The sequence below is a fragment of the Streptomyces albipurpureus genome (assembly GCF_023701525.1).
Lineage (GTDB): Bacteria > Actinomycetota > Actinomycetes > Streptomycetales > Streptomycetaceae > Streptomyces > Streptomyces albipurpureus.
The window spans coordinates 276435-292398 of record NZ_JAMQAW010000011.1; the positions used below are offsets into that span (position 1 = coordinate 276435).

15 protein-coding genes and 1 tRNA gene are annotated in these 15964 nt (G+C 69.0%); 10 read left to right on the plus strand and 6 right to left on the minus strand.

The annotated features are described in order from the left end of the window. The first annotated feature begins 62 nt into the window (after positions 1-62). Positions 63-2276 carry a transketolase gene (tkt, locus tag NBG84_RS15400; RefSeq protein WP_250919998.1) on the plus strand — a complete coding sequence of 738 codons (2214 nt, stop codon included), beginning with the start codon at positions 63-65 and terminating at the stop codon, positions 2274-2276. 418 nt (positions 2277-2694) lie between these two features. Here the strand turns inward: tkt and NBG84_RS15405 are convergent. Beyond that, positions 2695-2768 (minus strand) — tRNA-Pro (locus NBG84_RS15405). A gap of 115 nt (positions 2769-2883) precedes the next feature. On the opposite strand from NBG84_RS15405, the gene NBG84_RS15410 reads away from it, so the two are divergent. Further along, positions 2884-3357, plus strand: coding sequence for a DUF309 domain-containing protein (locus NBG84_RS15410; RefSeq protein ID WP_250919999.1), 474 nt, complete (start codon positions 2884-2886; stop codon positions 3355-3357). On the opposite strand, the gene NBG84_RS15415 is transcribed toward NBG84_RS15410, so the two are convergent. From NBG84_RS15415 to NBG84_RS15425, 3 genes are read right to left on the minus strand one after another with little or no spacing between them, the layout of a single operon-like run. Next, entirely contained in the window at positions 3340-3981 is a 642-nt protein-coding gene (locus tag NBG84_RS15415) for a LutC/YkgG family protein (protein WP_250920000.1), read from the minus strand. The two genes, NBG84_RS15410 and NBG84_RS15415, sit on opposite strands and share 18 nt — an antisense overlap. Next, a complete protein-coding gene (locus tag NBG84_RS15420) occupies positions 3978-5396 on the minus strand; it encodes a lactate utilization protein B (RefSeq protein ID WP_250920001.1) in 1419 nt (472 codons plus the stop codon). The genes NBG84_RS15415 and NBG84_RS15420 overlap by 4 nt, the downstream gene beginning before the upstream one ends. After that, complete coding sequence (locus tag NBG84_RS15425; RefSeq protein ID WP_250920002.1) at positions 5393-6121, minus strand: (Fe-S)-binding protein; 729 nt, start codon at positions 6119-6121, stop codon at positions 5393-5395. The genes NBG84_RS15420 and NBG84_RS15425 overlap by 4 nt, the downstream gene beginning before the upstream one ends. A 124-nt stretch (positions 6122-6245) precedes the next feature. Here NBG84_RS15425 and cobF point away from each other — a divergent pair, with 124 nt between their 5' ends. Both cobF and NBG84_RS15435 read left to right on the plus strand, forming a co-directional pair. Next, entirely contained in the window at positions 6246-7001 is a 756-nt protein-coding gene (cobF, locus tag NBG84_RS15430) for a precorrin-6A synthase (deacetylating) (protein WP_250920003.1), read from the plus strand. Between the two features lie 521 nt (positions 7002-7522). Beyond that, positions 7523-8341 (plus strand): aminoglycoside adenylyltransferase family protein, encoded by an 819-nt coding sequence (locus tag NBG84_RS15435; RefSeq protein ID WP_250920004.1) that lies wholly within the window; start codon positions 7523-7525, stop codon positions 8339-8341. 202 nt (positions 8342-8543) lie between these two features. Here NBG84_RS15435 and NBG84_RS15440 read toward each other — a convergent pair whose 3' ends face one another. Beyond that, complete coding sequence (locus NBG84_RS15440; RefSeq protein ID WP_250920005.1) at positions 8544-9356, minus strand: AraC family transcriptional regulator; 813 nt, start codon at positions 9354-9356, stop codon at positions 8544-8546. A gap of 110 nt (positions 9357-9466) precedes the next feature. Here NBG84_RS15440 and NBG84_RS15445 point away from each other — a divergent pair, with 110 nt between their 5' ends. From NBG84_RS15445 to NBG84_RS15465, 5 genes are all read left to right on the plus strand, one after another. Further along, on the plus strand, positions 9467-10462 hold the full coding sequence (locus tag NBG84_RS15445; protein WP_250920006.1) for an ABC transporter substrate-binding protein: 996 nt from the start codon (positions 9467-9469) through the stop codon (positions 10460-10462). Continuing rightward, positions 10459-11307, plus strand: coding sequence for a siderophore-interacting protein (locus tag NBG84_RS15450; protein WP_250920007.1), 849 nt, complete (start codon positions 10459-10461; stop codon positions 11305-11307). The genes NBG84_RS15445 and NBG84_RS15450 overlap by 4 nt, the downstream gene beginning before the upstream one ends. A gap of 121 nt (positions 11308-11428) precedes the next feature. Continuing rightward, a complete protein-coding gene (locus tag NBG84_RS15455) occupies positions 11429-12388 on the plus strand; it encodes a FecCD family ABC transporter permease (RefSeq protein ID WP_250920069.1) in 960 nt (319 codons plus the stop codon). Continuing rightward, on the plus strand, positions 12385-13410 hold the full coding sequence (locus NBG84_RS15460; protein WP_425608639.1) for a FecCD family ABC transporter permease: 1026 nt from the start codon (positions 12385-12387) through the stop codon (positions 13408-13410). Before NBG84_RS15455 ends, NBG84_RS15460 begins: the two co-directional genes overlap by 4 nt. Further along, a complete protein-coding gene (locus NBG84_RS15465; protein WP_250920008.1) occupies positions 13407-14183 on the plus strand; it encodes an ABC transporter ATP-binding protein in 777 nt (258 codons plus the stop codon). The genes NBG84_RS15460 and NBG84_RS15465 overlap by 4 nt, the downstream gene beginning before the upstream one ends. Positions 14184-14248: 65 nt before the next feature. On the opposite strand, the gene NBG84_RS15470 is transcribed toward NBG84_RS15465, so the two are convergent. Continuing rightward, positions 14249-14950, minus strand: coding sequence for a GntR family transcriptional regulator (locus NBG84_RS15470; RefSeq protein ID WP_250920009.1), 702 nt, complete (start codon positions 14948-14950; stop codon positions 14249-14251). Positions 14951-15081: 131 nt separating this feature from the next. On the opposite strand from NBG84_RS15470, the gene NBG84_RS15475 reads away from it, so the two are divergent. Beyond that, complete coding sequence (locus NBG84_RS15475; protein ID WP_250920010.1) at positions 15082-15921, plus strand: fumarylacetoacetate hydrolase family protein; 840 nt, start codon at positions 15082-15084, stop codon at positions 15919-15921. Positions 15922-15964: the final 43 nt, after the last annotated feature.

The following is a 15964-nucleotide window of genomic DNA, read 5'->3' on the forward strand; positions in this document are numbered from 1 at the left end:
CCGCATCCGTCGGCGAGCGGCCGGCAGGGTCCGCCCGCCGTTTCGACGAAGGGAGCAGCGGCATGACTGACGAGCAGTCTTCAATGGAGCGGTGCGACAGGTCCGTGCCGAGTCCATTGGCGCAGCGCGCGGGGTGGGACAAGGTAGACGTACGGGCCGTGGACACAGTACGGCTGCTGGCGGCCGACGCGGTGCAGAAGGTCGGAAACGGCCACCCGGGGACGGCGATGAGCCTCGCCCCGCTGGCCTACCTGCTGTTCCAGAATGTGATGCGCCACGATCCGAACGACGACCAGTGGCTGGGGCGGGACCGGTTCGTGCTCTCCTGCGGCCACTCCAGCCTGACCCTCTACATCCAGCTCTACCTGGCCGGCTACGGCCTGAAGCTGTCGGACCTGGAGGCATACCGGACCTGGGGCTCGGCAACCCCCGGGCATCCTGAGCACCGGCACACCCGAGGTGTGGAGATCACCACCGGCCCGCTGGGACAGGGCCTGGCCAGCGCGGTGGGGATGGCCATGGCGGCCCGCCGTGAACGCGGCCTGCTCGATCCCGACGCGGAAGCGGGCACCAGCCCCTTCGACCACCACATCTACGTCATCGCCTCCGACGGCGACATGATGGAAGGCGTCACCGCGGAGGCGGCCTCTCTGGCAGGTCACCAGGAACTCGGCAATGTGACCGTGTTCTACGACTCCAACCACATCTCGATCGAGGACGACACCGACGTAGCCTTCAGCGAGGACGTCCCGGCCCGCTACACCGCATGCGGCTGGCACGTACAGACCGTCGACTGGACTATCACCGGAGAGTACATCGAAGACGTCGACGCGCTCCTGGCCGCCATCGGCGCCGCCCGGAAGGAGACCGGCCGCCCCTGCCTGATCATGCTGCGCACCCTCATCGGCTGGCCGGCCCCCACCAAACAGAACACCGGAAAGGCCCACGGCTCCGCCCTGGGCGAGGACGAGATCGTCGCCACCAAGAACCTGCTGGGCTTCGACCCCCGAGCGCACTTCACCGTCGAGGACGACGTCCTGGCCCGCACCCGCGAGGCCCGCGACCGCGGCCGCCAGGCGCACATCGTGTGGAACGAGGACTTCGCGGCCTGGCGAACCGCGAACCCGCAGCGCGCCGCGCTGCTGGACCGCCTACAGGAGCAGCGGCTGCCCGACGGCTGGGAGGACGTTCTTCCCGTCTTCCCCACCAACGCCAAGGGAATGGCCACCCGCGCCGCCTCGGGCAAGGTTCTCAGCATGCTGGCGCCCGTCCTGCCGGAGCTGTGGGGCGGCTCCGCCGACCTCGCCGGAAGCAACAACACCACCATGGAAGGAGAGCCCTCCTTCCTGCCCGCCGACCGCCAGACCAAAGAATGGAAAGGCGATCCCTCCGGGCGCACCCTGCACTTCGGCATCCGAGAGCACGCGATGGGCGCCATCCTGAACGGCATCGCGCTGCAGAGCCTCACCCGCCCCTACGGCGGGACCTTCCTCACCTTCTCCGACTACATGCGCCCCGCGGTACGCCTGGCCGCACTGATGCAGCTGCCGGCCACCTACGTCTGGACCCACGACTCCATCGGCCTGGGCGAGGATGGCCCCACCCACCAGCCCGTAGAACACCTGGCCGCGCTGCGGGCCATCCCGGGCCTGGACGTCGTACGGCCTGCCGACGCCAACGAGACCACCGCGTGCTGGCGCGCCATCCTCGAACACCACGACCGCCCGGCCGGACTGATCCTGAGCCGCCAGAACCTGCCCGTCCTCGACCGCGAGAGCGCAGAGTACGCCCCCGCGCGGCTAGCGGGCAGGGGCGGGTACACCCTGACCGACACGGCGACGGAAGGCGACCCCGACGTCATCCTCATCGCAACCGGTTCCGAGGTCCACCTCGCCTTGGAGGCCCGAACCCTGTTGGCGTCCGAAGGTCTCGCGGTGCGAGTGGTGTCGATGCCGTGCCGGGAGTGGTTCGCCACCCAGCCACAGGACTACCAGGACCATGTCCTGCCGCCGTCGGTACGCGCCCGGGTCAGCGTCGAGGCCGCCATCGGGCAAGGCTGGCGCGACGTGGTCGGCGACGCCGGAAGGATCGTCAGCCTGGAGCACTACGGTGCCTCCGCCGACTACCAACGGCTGTACACCGAGTTCGGCATCACCCCCCAGGCAATCGCCGCCGCCGCCCACGACAGCATCCACGACACCCAGCAGCCACCGCGTCCCGGCGGACACCAACAGACCTCCACCCCCACCAAGGGGGCTACTGGAGACCGGCCCTGACCCCCGCTCCGCCGCCGACCTCGCCCAGACCTCAGAACCAACGCAGGCCGCACAGCTCTCGCCATGGCAGAAGCACCACCGCACGGGTGCCGAGCCGCAGACCGTGCAGCGCCCCGGGCTGAATGCGGCCGCCGCTGGAGGCCCGGGGCGGAATATGCCTACACCGGATCTGTCGGGAACCCCAATCACCGTGCCCGTACCGACAAGCGGGTCGTGGACCGGTCCAGCCGCCAGATCGCGAACGCCAGTGCCGCCCTCACCGCCCACCTCAACCCCGTCCGCGCGCCCCTCAGTCTGGCCGTCCAGCCCGTCCCCGGAAGGCGTCGCTAGACCGTGTGGTCCCCAAATGGTCCCCACGACATACGGAAAAGCGGTACCGGATTTCTCCGATACCGCCTACGACCTGCGAAAACACAAGTCGGGACGACAGGATTTGAACCTGCGACCCCTTGACCCCCAGTCAAGTGCGCTACCAAGCTGCGCCACGTCCCGATGCGCGCCACCTGCTGGCCCTCAGGCCGGGCGCGCAGCACAAGATTACCCCACTCGCGGAGTGGACTGAGCGTCCGGGCTGCGGGCAGGCATCGGATTCGGGGAGAATCGAGGGGTGGACACCGCGCCGAGAGATCGCGACGACGAAGGGCGCGCCCGTAACGCCCGCCCCCGTGACGGGCTCGGGCGCCCGTTGCCCTATGGAGCGCCGGGGGTGGAGCGGCAGCCTGAGGGGGTGGTGCGTACTCCCGCTCAGACGTTGAAGGAGGCGCAGCGACTGCTGGACGCGGGGCAACCGTTCCATGCCCATGAGGTGTTCGAGGACGCGTGGAAGTCAGGTCCGGAACCGGAGCGCGAGCTATGGCGAGGGCTGGCTCAGTTGGCGGTCGGGCTCACCCATGCGGCACGCGGCAACACGACGGGGGGTGCGCGTCTGCTGCTGCGGGGGGCGGAGCGGATTGAGGGGTTCGGGGACCCGCATGGCATCGATGTGTCCGGGCTCGCCGCTTGGGCGCGTGATCTCGCGTCGCGGTTGCGCGGTCCTGTGGACGCGCGCGCGGAGGCACCTCGGCTAACCCTCGGTCTCTAGCAGAACGACCTCCAGTCGCCGCGGGCCGTGCACGCCCTCCACCCGGTCCAGTTCGATATCGCTGGTGGCCGAGGGGCCGGAGATCCAGGTCAGCGGGCGGTCCGGCGCCAGCAGGGGCAGTGCCAGCGGTACGGAGGGCACGATCTGGGCCGGTGTCCGCACCACGCAGATATGGAGATCGGGTACGAGGGTGAGGGCGCGGCGGCCCTGGTCCGGGCCGCCGTCCAGGACGATGGTGCCGGTCTCCGCGATGGCGAGGGCACAGCCGGTGATCACGGCGTCGATGGCGTCGAGCGCGGCTGGGGTCAGGGGCCCGCGGTCCCCGTATCGCTGGATGGCGCAGGCGCTGAACCAGGCGTCGGGCACTCCATCGGGTACCACGATCGACTGTGCTCCCTGGGCTGCGAGCCGTTCGGCGAGCAGGGTGGGCAGCCGGGTCGGCGTGGCGCGGTGGACGATGGCGCGGTACTCAGTGAGGTTTCGGTGCAGTCGTTCCGTGTTCTGGGTCGGGTCGTCGCGGGTGTGTGCGGTGAGGTAGTCGCGGGTGGGCGGGGGAACGTCGGGGGTTTGTTCGACGGCGGATCTGATCCGGGCGAGGATGCGTTCGCGGGCGGCCTGCGTCATCGGTGGTTCTCCTTCCACCAGTCGCGGAAGGACTGGGCCGGCAGTTCGGGCAGCTCACGACCGGCGGTCCAGGCGCGGACGCCTGGGGGCCGCCGGGGATGCAGAGCGCGGGTGGTGGTGGCGAGCCTCTCGGCGGTGGCCAGTACGGACGGGTGGCGCAGGGCCCAGCTGACGGCGGCCATGGCGATTGACTCGGTCCGATGTCCGGCGCCGGACTGGTCAACGACCCGTTCGCGCAGATGGACGAGGACTTCGGGGATGTCAATGGCCACGGGGCACACCTCGTAGCAGGCGCCGCAGAGCGAGGAGGCAAAGGGGAGGGAGGCGTCGATGGCGCTGGTGGTGCCGCGTAGTTGGGGTGTGAGGATGGCGCCGATGGGGCCGGGGTAGACCGAGCCGTAGGCATGGCCGCCGGCCCGCTCGTACACCGGACAGACGTTGAGGCATGCCGAGCAGCGGATACAGCGCAGGGCCTGCCGGCCCACGGCATCGGCGAGCACATCGGTGCGGCCATTGTCCAGGAGGACCAGATGGAAGTCCTGGGGCCCGTCCCCGTCGACTGTTCCGGTCCACATGGAGGTGTAGGGGTTCATCCGCTCGGCGGTCGATAAGCGGGGCAGTGTCTGGAGGAAGACTTCCAGGTCACGCCAGGTGGGCACCACCTTCTCGACCCCGACGACGGAGATCAGCGTACGGGGGAGGGTGAGGCACATCCGACCGTTGCCCTCGGACTCCACCACCACCAGGGTGCCGGTCTCGGCGACCATGAAGTTGGCTCCGGAGATGGCGACCCGGGCGCGTAGGAACTTCTCCCGGAGGTGGAGTCGGGCGGCTTCGGCGAGGTCGCCCGGGGAGTCGGTGAGCCCATCGGGGGCAGCTCTGCCCCAGGCCGCCATTTCGCTGGTGAAGATGGCGCGGATCTCGGCGCGGTTGCGATGGATCGCCGGTACCAGGATGTGGGAGGGACGGTCATCGCCGAGTTGGACGATCAGTTCGGCGAGATCCGTCTCGTACGCGGTGATCCCCTCGGCGGCGAGTGCTTCGTTGAGTCCGATCTCCTGGGTGGCCATCGATTTGACCTTGACCACTTCGCTCTCACCGGTGGCCTTCACCAGATCAGCGACGATGCGGTTGGCGTCGTCGGCGTCCACGGCCCAGTGGACCGTACCGCCGGACTCGGTGACGGCCTGCTCCAGCTGGATCAGATAGCGATCGAGGTGGCGAAGGGTGTGGTCCTTGATCTGGCGGCCGGCATCGCGCAACTGTTCCCAGTCGGACAGTTCGGCGACGGCCTGGGCCCGCTTGGCCCGGATGGTGTGAGTGGCGTGGCGGAGATTGGCGCGCAGGGTGGTGTTGTGCAGGGCAACCCTGGCCGCCTGGGGAAACGCGGGCATCCCGAGGAAGGTGTCACTCATCGGGTCAGCTCCGCGGGGAGATAGGGGTGCTGTTCGGTGGCGCTGAGGATCTCCGCGATGTGGAGGGGTCTCAGGGGCTCCTGCTGGCGGCGGATGAGGCCGCCGAGATGCGTCAGACACGAGTTGTCGGCGGCGCACAGCACATCGGCACGCGTGGAGACCGCGCTGCGCACCTTGTCCTGGCCCATGGCGACGGAGACATCGGCGTTCTTGACGGCGAAGGTGCCGCCGAACCCGCAGCACTCATCGGCGCCGGGGAGTTCGCGCAGCTCAAGGCCCTTGACCGCGTGCAGGAGCCGGCGTGGCCGATCCCCGAGGCCGAGGGTGCGCAGACCGTGGCAGGAGGGATGGTAGGTGACGGTGTGGGGGAAGTACGCGCCCACATCGGTGATGTGGAGGACATCGACCAGGAACTCGGTGAGTTCATAGGTCCGCTTCGGCAGGGAGGTCTCCCCCAGGCGGGGGTACTGCTCGCGCACCATGGCCGCGCAGGAGCCCGAGGGGGTGACGACGTACTCGTACGCGGCGAACGCGCGGGCGGTGTGTCGTACGAGCCCTTCTGCCGCTCGCCGGTAGCCGGAGTTGAACTGGGGCTGCCCGCAACAGGTCTGGGCGGCGGGGAAGTCCACGGTCACGCCGAGTCGCTCCAACAGGGTGACGGTCGCGATACCGGTGGCGGGGAAGAGGGCGTCGTTGACGCAGGTGACGAAGAGGGCGACACGCATGACGTGAGGATAGGGGGCGACCCTGAGCGTCGTGGGCGGCGACGTGGGCCGAGGATGTCCGGATGCGCGCCCTGTTGGGGACCCTGGGGGCGGCACGGCCGCTCGGGTGAGGCAGACTCGGCGGGTGAGGAAAATCTATGTCATCGGTATTGGATCGGGCGATCCCGACCAGCTGACGCTTCAGGCAGTGAAGGCACTGAATGCGGCGGACGCGTTCTTCATCCTGGACAAGGGTGCGGAGAAGTCGGATCTGATCCAGTTGCGGCGGGACATTCTGGACGCGCACATCGAGGATCCTTCCTACCGCCTGGTGGAGGCGCGCGACCCGGACCGCGACCGAGTGACACCGGAGTACGCCCCCGCCGTCGAGGACTGGCGTCGCCGTCGGGCCGATCTCTTCGAGCGGTTCATCGCCGATGACCTGGGCGAGGACGAGTGCGGGGCGTTTTTGGTGTGGGGCGACCCATCGCTCTACGACTCCACGCTGGGCTCTCTTGAGGAGGTCATCCGGCGGGGAAACGTCGCGTTCGACCATGAGGTGGTGCCGGGCATCAGCAGTGTTTCAGCCCTGCTGGCCCGCCACCGCACGGGGCTGAACCGGGTGGCCCGCCCGGTGCAGATCACCACGGGCCGACGGCTGGCGGAGGGCTGGCCCGAGGGCGTGGACGATGTGGTGGTGATGCTGGACGCGCGCCAGGCGTTCACCCGCTATCTGGACCAGGACCTCTTCATCTACTGGGGCGCGTACGTGGGAACGGCCGACGAGATCCTGGTCTCGGGTCGGCTGTCGGAGGTTTCGGACCGTATCGAGGAGCTTCGGGCGCAGGCCAGGGCCCGCAAGGGGTGGATCATGGATACGTACTTGCTGCGGCGGGGCTAGCGACCGTCCGGGCGAGTGCCCCCGGCTGGGGGGGCGCCCCGGGCGATGTCTGACCCTGCCGTCCGGTCCGCCTTCGCGGCGGATGACCCGGACGGGTTTCGCCGCCCATGAGCGGGGGTCCTCCCCCGGCCCGGGTCCGGTTCCCTCGCGTCGGACCGCACGCCCGGCCGCGATCAAGGCGTATACCGCCGTATGCGGGGACGGGTAGGAGGTGGTCCGCAACGGCGCGCGGACGGTGCTGAGAAGCCATGACCACCGCCTGGGTCTTCACCGCCTGCCCCTGGCATGGCGGCCGGGCACCGTCCGCCTCAGACGGTGAAGCCGACGATGGGCCCTGCCGTCGTCGGCCGCCCATCCGCTGGCTCATTGGGACACAGGGTGTGGGTGAAGTGGCCGGTGCGGGGAAACCCGTTGTCGCGTAGCGGGGCCCTGTCTACGCTGTGGCCTCTGCCTCTGTTGACCGAACCCGGGGCGTGCGCGCACCGAACACGGTGGAGGGCCCATCGAAGGAAAGCGTGCCCATGACGCAGACAGAAGACGTCACCCAGCTGGTCCACCGGACCCTTGGTACCGATGTCATCGGTATGTACGTCCATGGCTCCGCCGTGCTCGGTGGTCTGCGTCCGCACAGCGATATCGATGTCTTCGTCCTTGTCCGCCAGCGCACGACGGCGAAGGTACGGCGAGCGCTCGTCAAGGGGTTGCTGCCCCTGTCCGGCGCCAGGGCTCTCGGCGGTCCCGCCCGCCCCGTCGAGCTGACGATCGCCGTTCAGTCCGATATCCGGCCCTGGCGGTATCCGCCCCTGAGTGACTTCCAGTACGGAGAGTGGCTCCGCGACTTCTATGAGAGCGGGGGGACACCATCGCCCACGCCGGACCCGGATCTCGCCCTGCTGATCACCATGGTCCTCCTGGGCGACACCCCTCTCGCCGGGTCGCCGCCACCGAACGAGGTCCTCGATCCGGTTCCGGAGCAGGACCTCATCCAGGCTCTGACCGCCGGTGTGCCCGGCCTTCTCCATGAGTTGACCTCGGATACCCGCAATGTCGTGCTCACCCTCGCGCGTATCTGGATGACCCTCACCACCGGGGAGATCACATCCAAGGAAAAGGCAGCGGACTGGGCACTGCCCCGCCTTCCCCCCGGGCCCGGATCCGTGCTCGCCCATGCGGCGGCGGTGTACCAGGGCAGTGTCCCGGAGAGTTGGGACGAGCTCCTGCCGCAGGTGGGGCCGTACGCCGAGACCGTTGCCGAAGCCATCGGACAAGTGGTCGCCGCGAAGGGGAAGGGCCGCTCCGACAGCGGTGAGGAGCACCAGAACCCACCGGCTGAGGGCTAGTCAGCCAGCGGTCGCACGCCGTCCTTTCGCTCCTGGTCGCCGAGCTACTGAACACAGGGTGATCAGCGCACCTGCGGGCGGGCGGAATCTGGACGAGGTGTTCGACGGGCCGGCCCGGTGGTGACGTACAGGCCGGTAGTGCCGCACAAGCCCGCTGGGTGTGTCCGGGCCTCCCAAGCCCTGCCGGGTGCGGATCCATCACTCAGATGGTCTCGCTCTCCCGCAGGTTGCGGAGGTAACGCCCGGGAGTCAGCCCGTACTCCTTGGCGAAGGCCATCACAAAGGCCGAAGGGCTCGCGTATCCAACACGGCGGGCGACCGTGGTGACCGGCTCGGTCCCCAGCAGCACCCGGGCCGTGCGCAGCCGTAGGCCGGTGCGCCAGTGGGTGTACGACATCCCGAACTCCCGCAGGAAGTCACGTTGGAGCGTCTTGGTACTGATGTGGAGCCGTGCGGCCCATTCGTCGAGCGGGGTGGCGTCGCCCGGGTCGTGCGAGAGGACTCGGGCGACGGCCAGGGCATGGCCATGGCCGGTGGCGCCCAGGGCGGTGACGTCACAGGGCGAGGGGAGCAGGGCCGCCATGATCTGCTCTCGGGCGATCAGCGCCTCACTCTCCCCACAGCCGGGGGAGCCGATCATCTGGATGAGCCGTGCCGCCTCCCGACCGACCTCCACCGGGCCGATCCGCAGGTCCGTCAGCGCTTCTGGCGTCTGGCGCAGGCAGATCCGGTAGACGGTCTGCCGGTCCGCCGCGCGCACCTCGTGGTTCACGGCGCGCTCGGACCAGAACGCCTCCTGCGGGCCGACGAAGCGGCTGTGTCTGCCGTAGACGGTTGACAGCATTCCATCGGGGGACCAGTAGAGCTGGTGGAGGAAGTCCTGGCGATTGGCGCCGAACTCCATCGCCCCCGCCGAGCGGTAGCGGAACACCAGGATGCCGGAGGGACGGCCGAGACCGTAGCCGTACTCATCGCAGCGGGCCGGGGCCGTTCTGATGTGTCCTGTGACCGACATGAACTGTCCTCTCATCGACATCGAAAGGAAATCAGGTAAGGCTAGCCTAAGTGTGTCGCTCGCAGTTTCCGGGGTGACGTACTGGTTGTGCACCCCGAAGGAACACGCTCATGTCCTCTCGTCCCTCACTCCGTCTCACCGGAGTTCTGACGCTCACCACCGTCCTGCTGGCCGGGTGTGGCTCGTCCGACTCCGACGCGAAATCGGACGCGGAATCCACCCGTGTCTACTCCGCGGACAACGGAAAGATCAAGATCCCGGTCAAGCCCAAGCGGGTCGTCGCCACGGGCTACGCGGTGCCGGTGCTGATCGAGGCGGACGCGCCCCTGGTGGGGATATCCACCTGGGACCGGGGTCTGGCGATGATGGAGAAGGACGATCTCGCCCGGTACAAGGATCTGAAGAAGGTGGCCGGGGCCATGGCCGCGGAGACGAACTACGAGGCCATCGCCGCGGTCAAGCCCGACCTCATCGTCATCGGGGTTCCCAAGCCGGTTCTCGCGGACATCGACATCAAGCGACTGGAGACCATCGCTCCGGTGGTCGCGATCGGCCCCACCCGTCCCTCCGCCTGGCGTGAACTCTCCGAGCGGCAGTCGGACGCCGCCGGCCGGCTCGACGATTTCGAGAAGGGCCGCGAGACCTACAAGAAGAAGTCGGCCGAGCTGACCGCCAAGTACGCCGATGCTCTCAAGGGGCTTGAGTTCGGCCATGTCGGTGGCTACGGCGATATCGCCAAGGGCACCTTCCAGCGTGAGTTCGGATCGTCCTGGGGCACCAACATCGCCCAGGACATCGGGGTGAAGTACTACGGCGAAGTGGCGAAGAAGGCCGGCGGCGCACTCGATGTCTCCGAGTTCCCCTCCATCGAGAAGCTGCCCCAGAGCCTGGGCGACGCGGACGTCATCACCTACTCCGTACAGGACGACGGGTCGGTGAGCGAGGCGGTCCAGTACGTACTCGACTCCAAGCTGTGGAAGAGCCTGCCCGCCGTCAAGGCCGGCAAGGTCATCCCGCTCAGGTACACCGAGGCGGCGACCTACTCCTCGGCGATGAAGTCGCTGGAGGCCACGGACAAGGCCCTCGCGCCACTGCTCGCTTCATGAGCGGCGCACCACTCCAGGAACACCGTGACGAACCGCGGGACCGGCAGCACCCCCGCGGCCGGGTCGCCGCGCACCACCGGGAAGGCAGCGGCATCACGCGGATTCCCTATCCCATCGGCATCCGCACCGCCGAAGTGCTCCGCAAGGAGTATCTGAACGAGCGGATGCTGCGGCTGACCGTCGGCGGACCGGCACTCGATGGATTTCACAGCTACCAGGCCGACGACCATGTGAAGATCGTCTTTCCCGATCCCCAGGGCACGCTCCGGCTACCGACCGTCAATGAGGGGCTGACCCTCGACTGGCCCCGTCCCCTGCCCACCACCCGGAAGTACACCGTCCGACGGTTTGACGCCACGACCGGCGAGTTGGACCTCGACTTCGTGATCCACCCGGGCGGAACCGCGTCCGAGTGGGCCGTGGCGGCCGAGCCGGGGGACCCCGTCTCCCTCGCCGGTCCCCCCGGGGCAAAGGCCTTTCCGCACACCTACGACCACTATGTCTTCGCGGTCGATGCCACCGCCATCCCGGCCACCGCGCGCTGGTTGGAACAGGCCCCGGACGATGTCTCGGCGCATCTGGTCATCGAGACCGGCAGCATCGCCGAGCACACCTATCCCCTGGCCCAACGCGACGGAGTGCGGATCACCCGGCTGGTACGGGAGGGAGACCGGTCCCATCTCGCGATGGCGGTCAGGTCGCTCTTCCTTCCCGCCGGACGGGGGTTCCTGTTCGCCGCGGGTGAGGCGGAGGACATCAAACCGCTCCGTGCTTGGGCCAAGGGACGGATGGACGCACTGTTCACGGGGTACTGGAAGCGCGGTGTCGCCGGCCTTGAGGACTGATCCACCTCCCGCCGCCAAGGCTGCTCTGTCCCCTTCCCCGGGGGCAGGGCACTCCGCGTCCCCGGCGGCCGTCGCACACTCTGAGCCGGCTGGTCCGCGCTCTGATGGTGCCCGAGTCGCCATCTTCTTCGCCGGTGTCCTGCTGCTCCTGGTCGTGGCGAGTGCGAGTGTCAGCATCGGAGCGCAGACGATCGCACCCCTGGAGATATGGCGCGCCTTCACCGACTACGGCGGCACTGACCACCAGTTGATCATCCGCGATATCCGGGTGCCCCGAACGGTCCTGGGGATCTGCGCGGGCGCCGCGCTCGCCGTCGCGGGTGCTCTGATGCAGACCCTGACCCGCAATCCGCTGGCCGAACCCGGCATCCTCGGGGTGACCGCCGGTGCCGGTTTCGCCATCACCCTGGGCACCGTGTTCGGGCTCACGAACTCCCCGCCCGCGCAACTGGCGCTGGCGCTCCTCGGCTCCCTGCTCGCGGCCCTCGCCGTGCACTCCGTCGGGCGGACCTCTCCGCTGCGGCTGGTCCTCGCGGGTATCGCGCTCAGTTCCGTACTCGCGGGGGTCTCGCTCGGTCTGCGTCTGATGCTGCCCGATGTCTTCGACCACTTCCGGTTCTGGGCGGTCGGTTCGCTGGCGGGCCGCGAGCAGTTGCCCATCGCCCTGCCCGTGGCCGCCATCGTCGTCGCTCTGATCTGCGCGATGGCGCTCACCAAGGCGCTGAACGCACTCTCCTTGGGGGAGGACGTCGCCCACGCGCTCGGCATCCATGTCGTCCGTTCCCGGCTCGCGGTACTGGCGGTGATCACGGTGCTCGCCGGTGCGGCCACGGCCGTGGCCGGGCCGATCGCCTTCCTGGGGCTGATGGTTCCGCATATCGCCCGTCGACCGGCCGGCGGGTCCGTCCCCTGGTTGATCGCGTACGCCCTCGTCCTCGGGCCGGTGCTGCTCCTGCTCTCCGATATCGGGGCCCGGGTGCTCCTGACGACCGGTGAGGTCCCCGTGGCCGTGGTCACCGCCTTCCTCGGCGCCCCGGTCCTGATCTGGACCGTCCGCCGAGCCGGGGCGGTGACATTGTGAGCACCCTCAAGCAGTGGTCGGCTTCGCCTCCCAGCCTCCTCGGGCCGGAGCGGCGTACGGTCATCGGCTGCGCGGCGCTCCTGGGCGTCCTGCTCGTCCTCGCCGTGGTCGGTCTCTGTCGCGGTGACACCTGGGACACACCGGTGGAGGCACTGAGCGCGCTCGCCGGGCAGGGCGAGTCCGCCGTGGTCGTCCAGGAGTGGCGACTGCCCCGGGTCACTGCAGCACTCGCCTTCGGCGCACTGCTGGGATGCGCCGGTGCCGTCTTCCAGAACCTCACCCGCAACGCGCTCGGCAGCCCGGACGTCATCGGTCTCGACGCGGGCGCCTACACCGGCGCGCTGGTCGCGATCACCGTGCTGGCCGGCACATCCGCGCAGCTCGCCGTCAGCTCGGTCATCGGCGGACTGGCGGCGGCCGCCGTGATCCTGGCGCTGTCGGTGCGCTCCGGGATCAACGGGATACGGCTCATCGTCATCGGTATCGCCGTGAACGCCATGCTCACCGCGGTCAACTCATGGATCGTGCTGCGGGCCGAGCTCGATGTGGCCTTCGCCGCGGCCGGCTGGAGCGCGGGCTCGCTCAATGGCATCGGCTGGGACGACCTCACCCTGCCGCTGTTCGTCGCCGTCGCCCTGGTGGCACTGCTCATGGGCGTGTCCCGCGCCATGCACCAGACCGCTCTCGGCGACGACCTCGCCGTCACCTCCGGCGTCAGCCTGGGCAGGCACCGACTGCTGACCATCACCGCGGGTGTGGGGTGCACCGCCATCGTGACCGCGGTCGCCGGGCCGATCGTCTTCATCGCGCTCGCCGCGCCCCAGATCGGACGCCGCGTCACCGGAGCCGCCGGGGTGCCCCTGGTGCCCTCCGCGCTGACCGGCGCGGCTCTGCTGATCGCCGCCGACCTGATCGCCCAGACCCTCATCGCCCCCATCGCGCTCCCGGTCGGAGTGGTGACGACCGCGATCGGCGGTCTCTACCTCCTCTGGCTGCTCATCAAGGAAGTCAACCGACCGTGACCGCACGATTGACCGCGCAGGACATCAGCCTCGCCTACGGCGACCGGACGGTCGCCACCCATCTCACGCTCACCGTTCCCGACCGTGCGTTCACCGCGATCGTCGGCGCCAATGCCTCGGGAAAGTCGACGCTGCTGCGGGCCTTCGTACGACTGCTGAAACCAACGGCCGGAACGGTCTCCTTCGACGGCCGTGATGTCACCGCCTACAAACCCAAGGCGATCGCCCGGGAGATCGGGTTCCTGCCGCAGGAACTCACCACTCCCGACAACCTTCTGGTGCGCCAACTCGTCACCCGCGGACGGTTCCCCCACCGCTCCGCGCTCTCCGTGGGTACGGCCGAGGACGAACGCGCCGTACGGGAGGCCATGGCGTCGGCCGGGGTGAGCGAGCTGACGGACCGCCCGGTCGCCCAGCTCTCCGGCGGGCAGCGCCAGCGGGTGTGGGTGGCGATGGTGCTGGCTCAGGAGACCCCGTATCTGCTGCTGGACGAGCCGACGACCTTCCTTGACCTCGCCCATCAGTACCAGTTGCTGTCGCTGCTCGCAGAGCTGCGGGACAGGGGCCGGACCGTCATAGCGGTGCTGCACGACATCAATCAGGCGTGCCGGTTCGCCGATCACCTCGTGGCCATGAAGGACGGCCGGGTCTTCGCCCAGGGGGCACCCGCGGACATCGTCGACGCGCCGCTGATCGAGGAGGTGCTGGGACTGCCCAATGTGGTCGTCCCGGACCCCGTGACCGGCACCCCCATGGTGGTTCCGGTCACCTGAGGGAGCCGTAACCGCCAGGGCCGAGCCCCGGAACTACGGGCGCGGGAACCACCGCGGTCCGTTGCTCACGACGACGGTGCCCGCTGCTGGTCGAGGCGGTCGGCGGCGGACAGCAGCAGTTCGGTGGTGTGCCGGACATGGGTGCACAGGGCGTCGGCCGATGCCTGCGGATCCCGGGCGAGCGCCGCGTCGAGAAGGGCACGGTGTTCGCCGGCCAGGTCCCGACTGGGCTCGTCGCCGAGCGGTTGTGACCAGCGGCGGTAGAGCTCTGCCTCGTCCCGCAGCCCGAGCGCCATCTGGAGCAGTCGCCGATTGGCGCAGCCGTCGAGCAGCGCCTTGTGGAAGTCGGCGTGGGCGACGGACCAGCAGTCGTCGACCCGGTCGTCATCGCCCTGGGCGGTGTAGGGCGTGCGTTCCAGCGTGTGATGGGCCGCGACGAGCTGGGACTCCCAGGCGAGATCACCCTCGGTCACGGAGCGTCGCAGTACGAGCGTCTCCAGTTCGATGCGCGCCTCGGTCAGCTCGGTGAGGTTCTCCCGGGAGAGCGGGGTCACCAGGAATCCCTGGTGTGGCTCGGACTGAACGAGGCCCTGCTCGGCCAGCCGGACGAGGGCCTCCCGGAGCACACTGACACTGACGTCGTAGCGCGCGCTGAGGGTGGGGAACTTCAGTCGGTAGCCGGGGAGCAACCGCCCGCTCAGGATGTCGGCGCGCAGTCGTGCCCGCACATCGTCACTCAGCGTCTGCTTGCCGCCCTTGGTTGCCATGCGCGCATTGTACGCATGGATCGAATCGATCACAAACTTTCGAAACTCTATTGACTCATCGAATCTCTCCGCTTAGAACGGTGGTGTACCCCTCGGCGACAACGCCGAGGAGACCACTCCAGGAGCGTGCGATGCGTGTTGCGAATGTGGCCGGACGGGCCGCGCTGCTTACCCCTGCGGGGTGGACGGATGTCGAGCGCGCCAGCGGCGGGCTGTTCCCGGCCGACCCCCAAGAGCTCTTCGAGCGGTGGGACCACTTCCGCCAGTGGGCGGCCACCGCACCGCCGGGCCACGATGTCGAGCTGGCCCCGTCCGCACTGCGTTCCCCGGTGCCGCGCCCCCGCCAGGTGCTCGCGATCGGACTGAACTACCGCGACCACGCGGACGAGTCGGGGTTCTCCGTCCCGGAGCATCCTCCCGTCTTCACCAAGTTCGTCTCGTCGATCACCGGACCGTACGGGGACATCTCCCTGCCTGAGGGCAGTGTGGACTGGGAGGTGGAACTCGTCGCGGTCATCGGCCGCCGTGCCTGGCAGGTGGGCGCGGGCCAGGCCTGGGACCATGTCGCCGGTCTCACCGTGGGGCAGGACATCTCCGAGCGGGACAAGCAGCTGTCCGGGCCCGTTCCGCAGTTCAGCCTCGGCAAGTCGCACCCGGACTTCGCGCCGATGGGGCCGTATCTGGTCACCCCGGACGAGTTCGACGACCCGGACGACCTCGAACTCGGCTGCGCGATCAACGGCGAGGAGATGCAGAAGGGCCGCACATCGAGCCTGATCTTCTCCGTGCCCGAACTGATCGCCCGGCTCTCCGCCGTACTGCCCCTGCTCCCGGGAGATGTGATCTTCACGGGCACCCCGGCCGGAGTGGGCCTGGGCCGGCGGCCGCAGCGTTTCCTGGCCGCGGGTGAGGAACTGGTCAGCCATATCGAAGGCATCGGTGAGATGCGGCACCGGATGGTTCGGGGCTGAGAAGTCACCCAGGGGACTGCGCCTGCCCACCTCGGCGATCGGC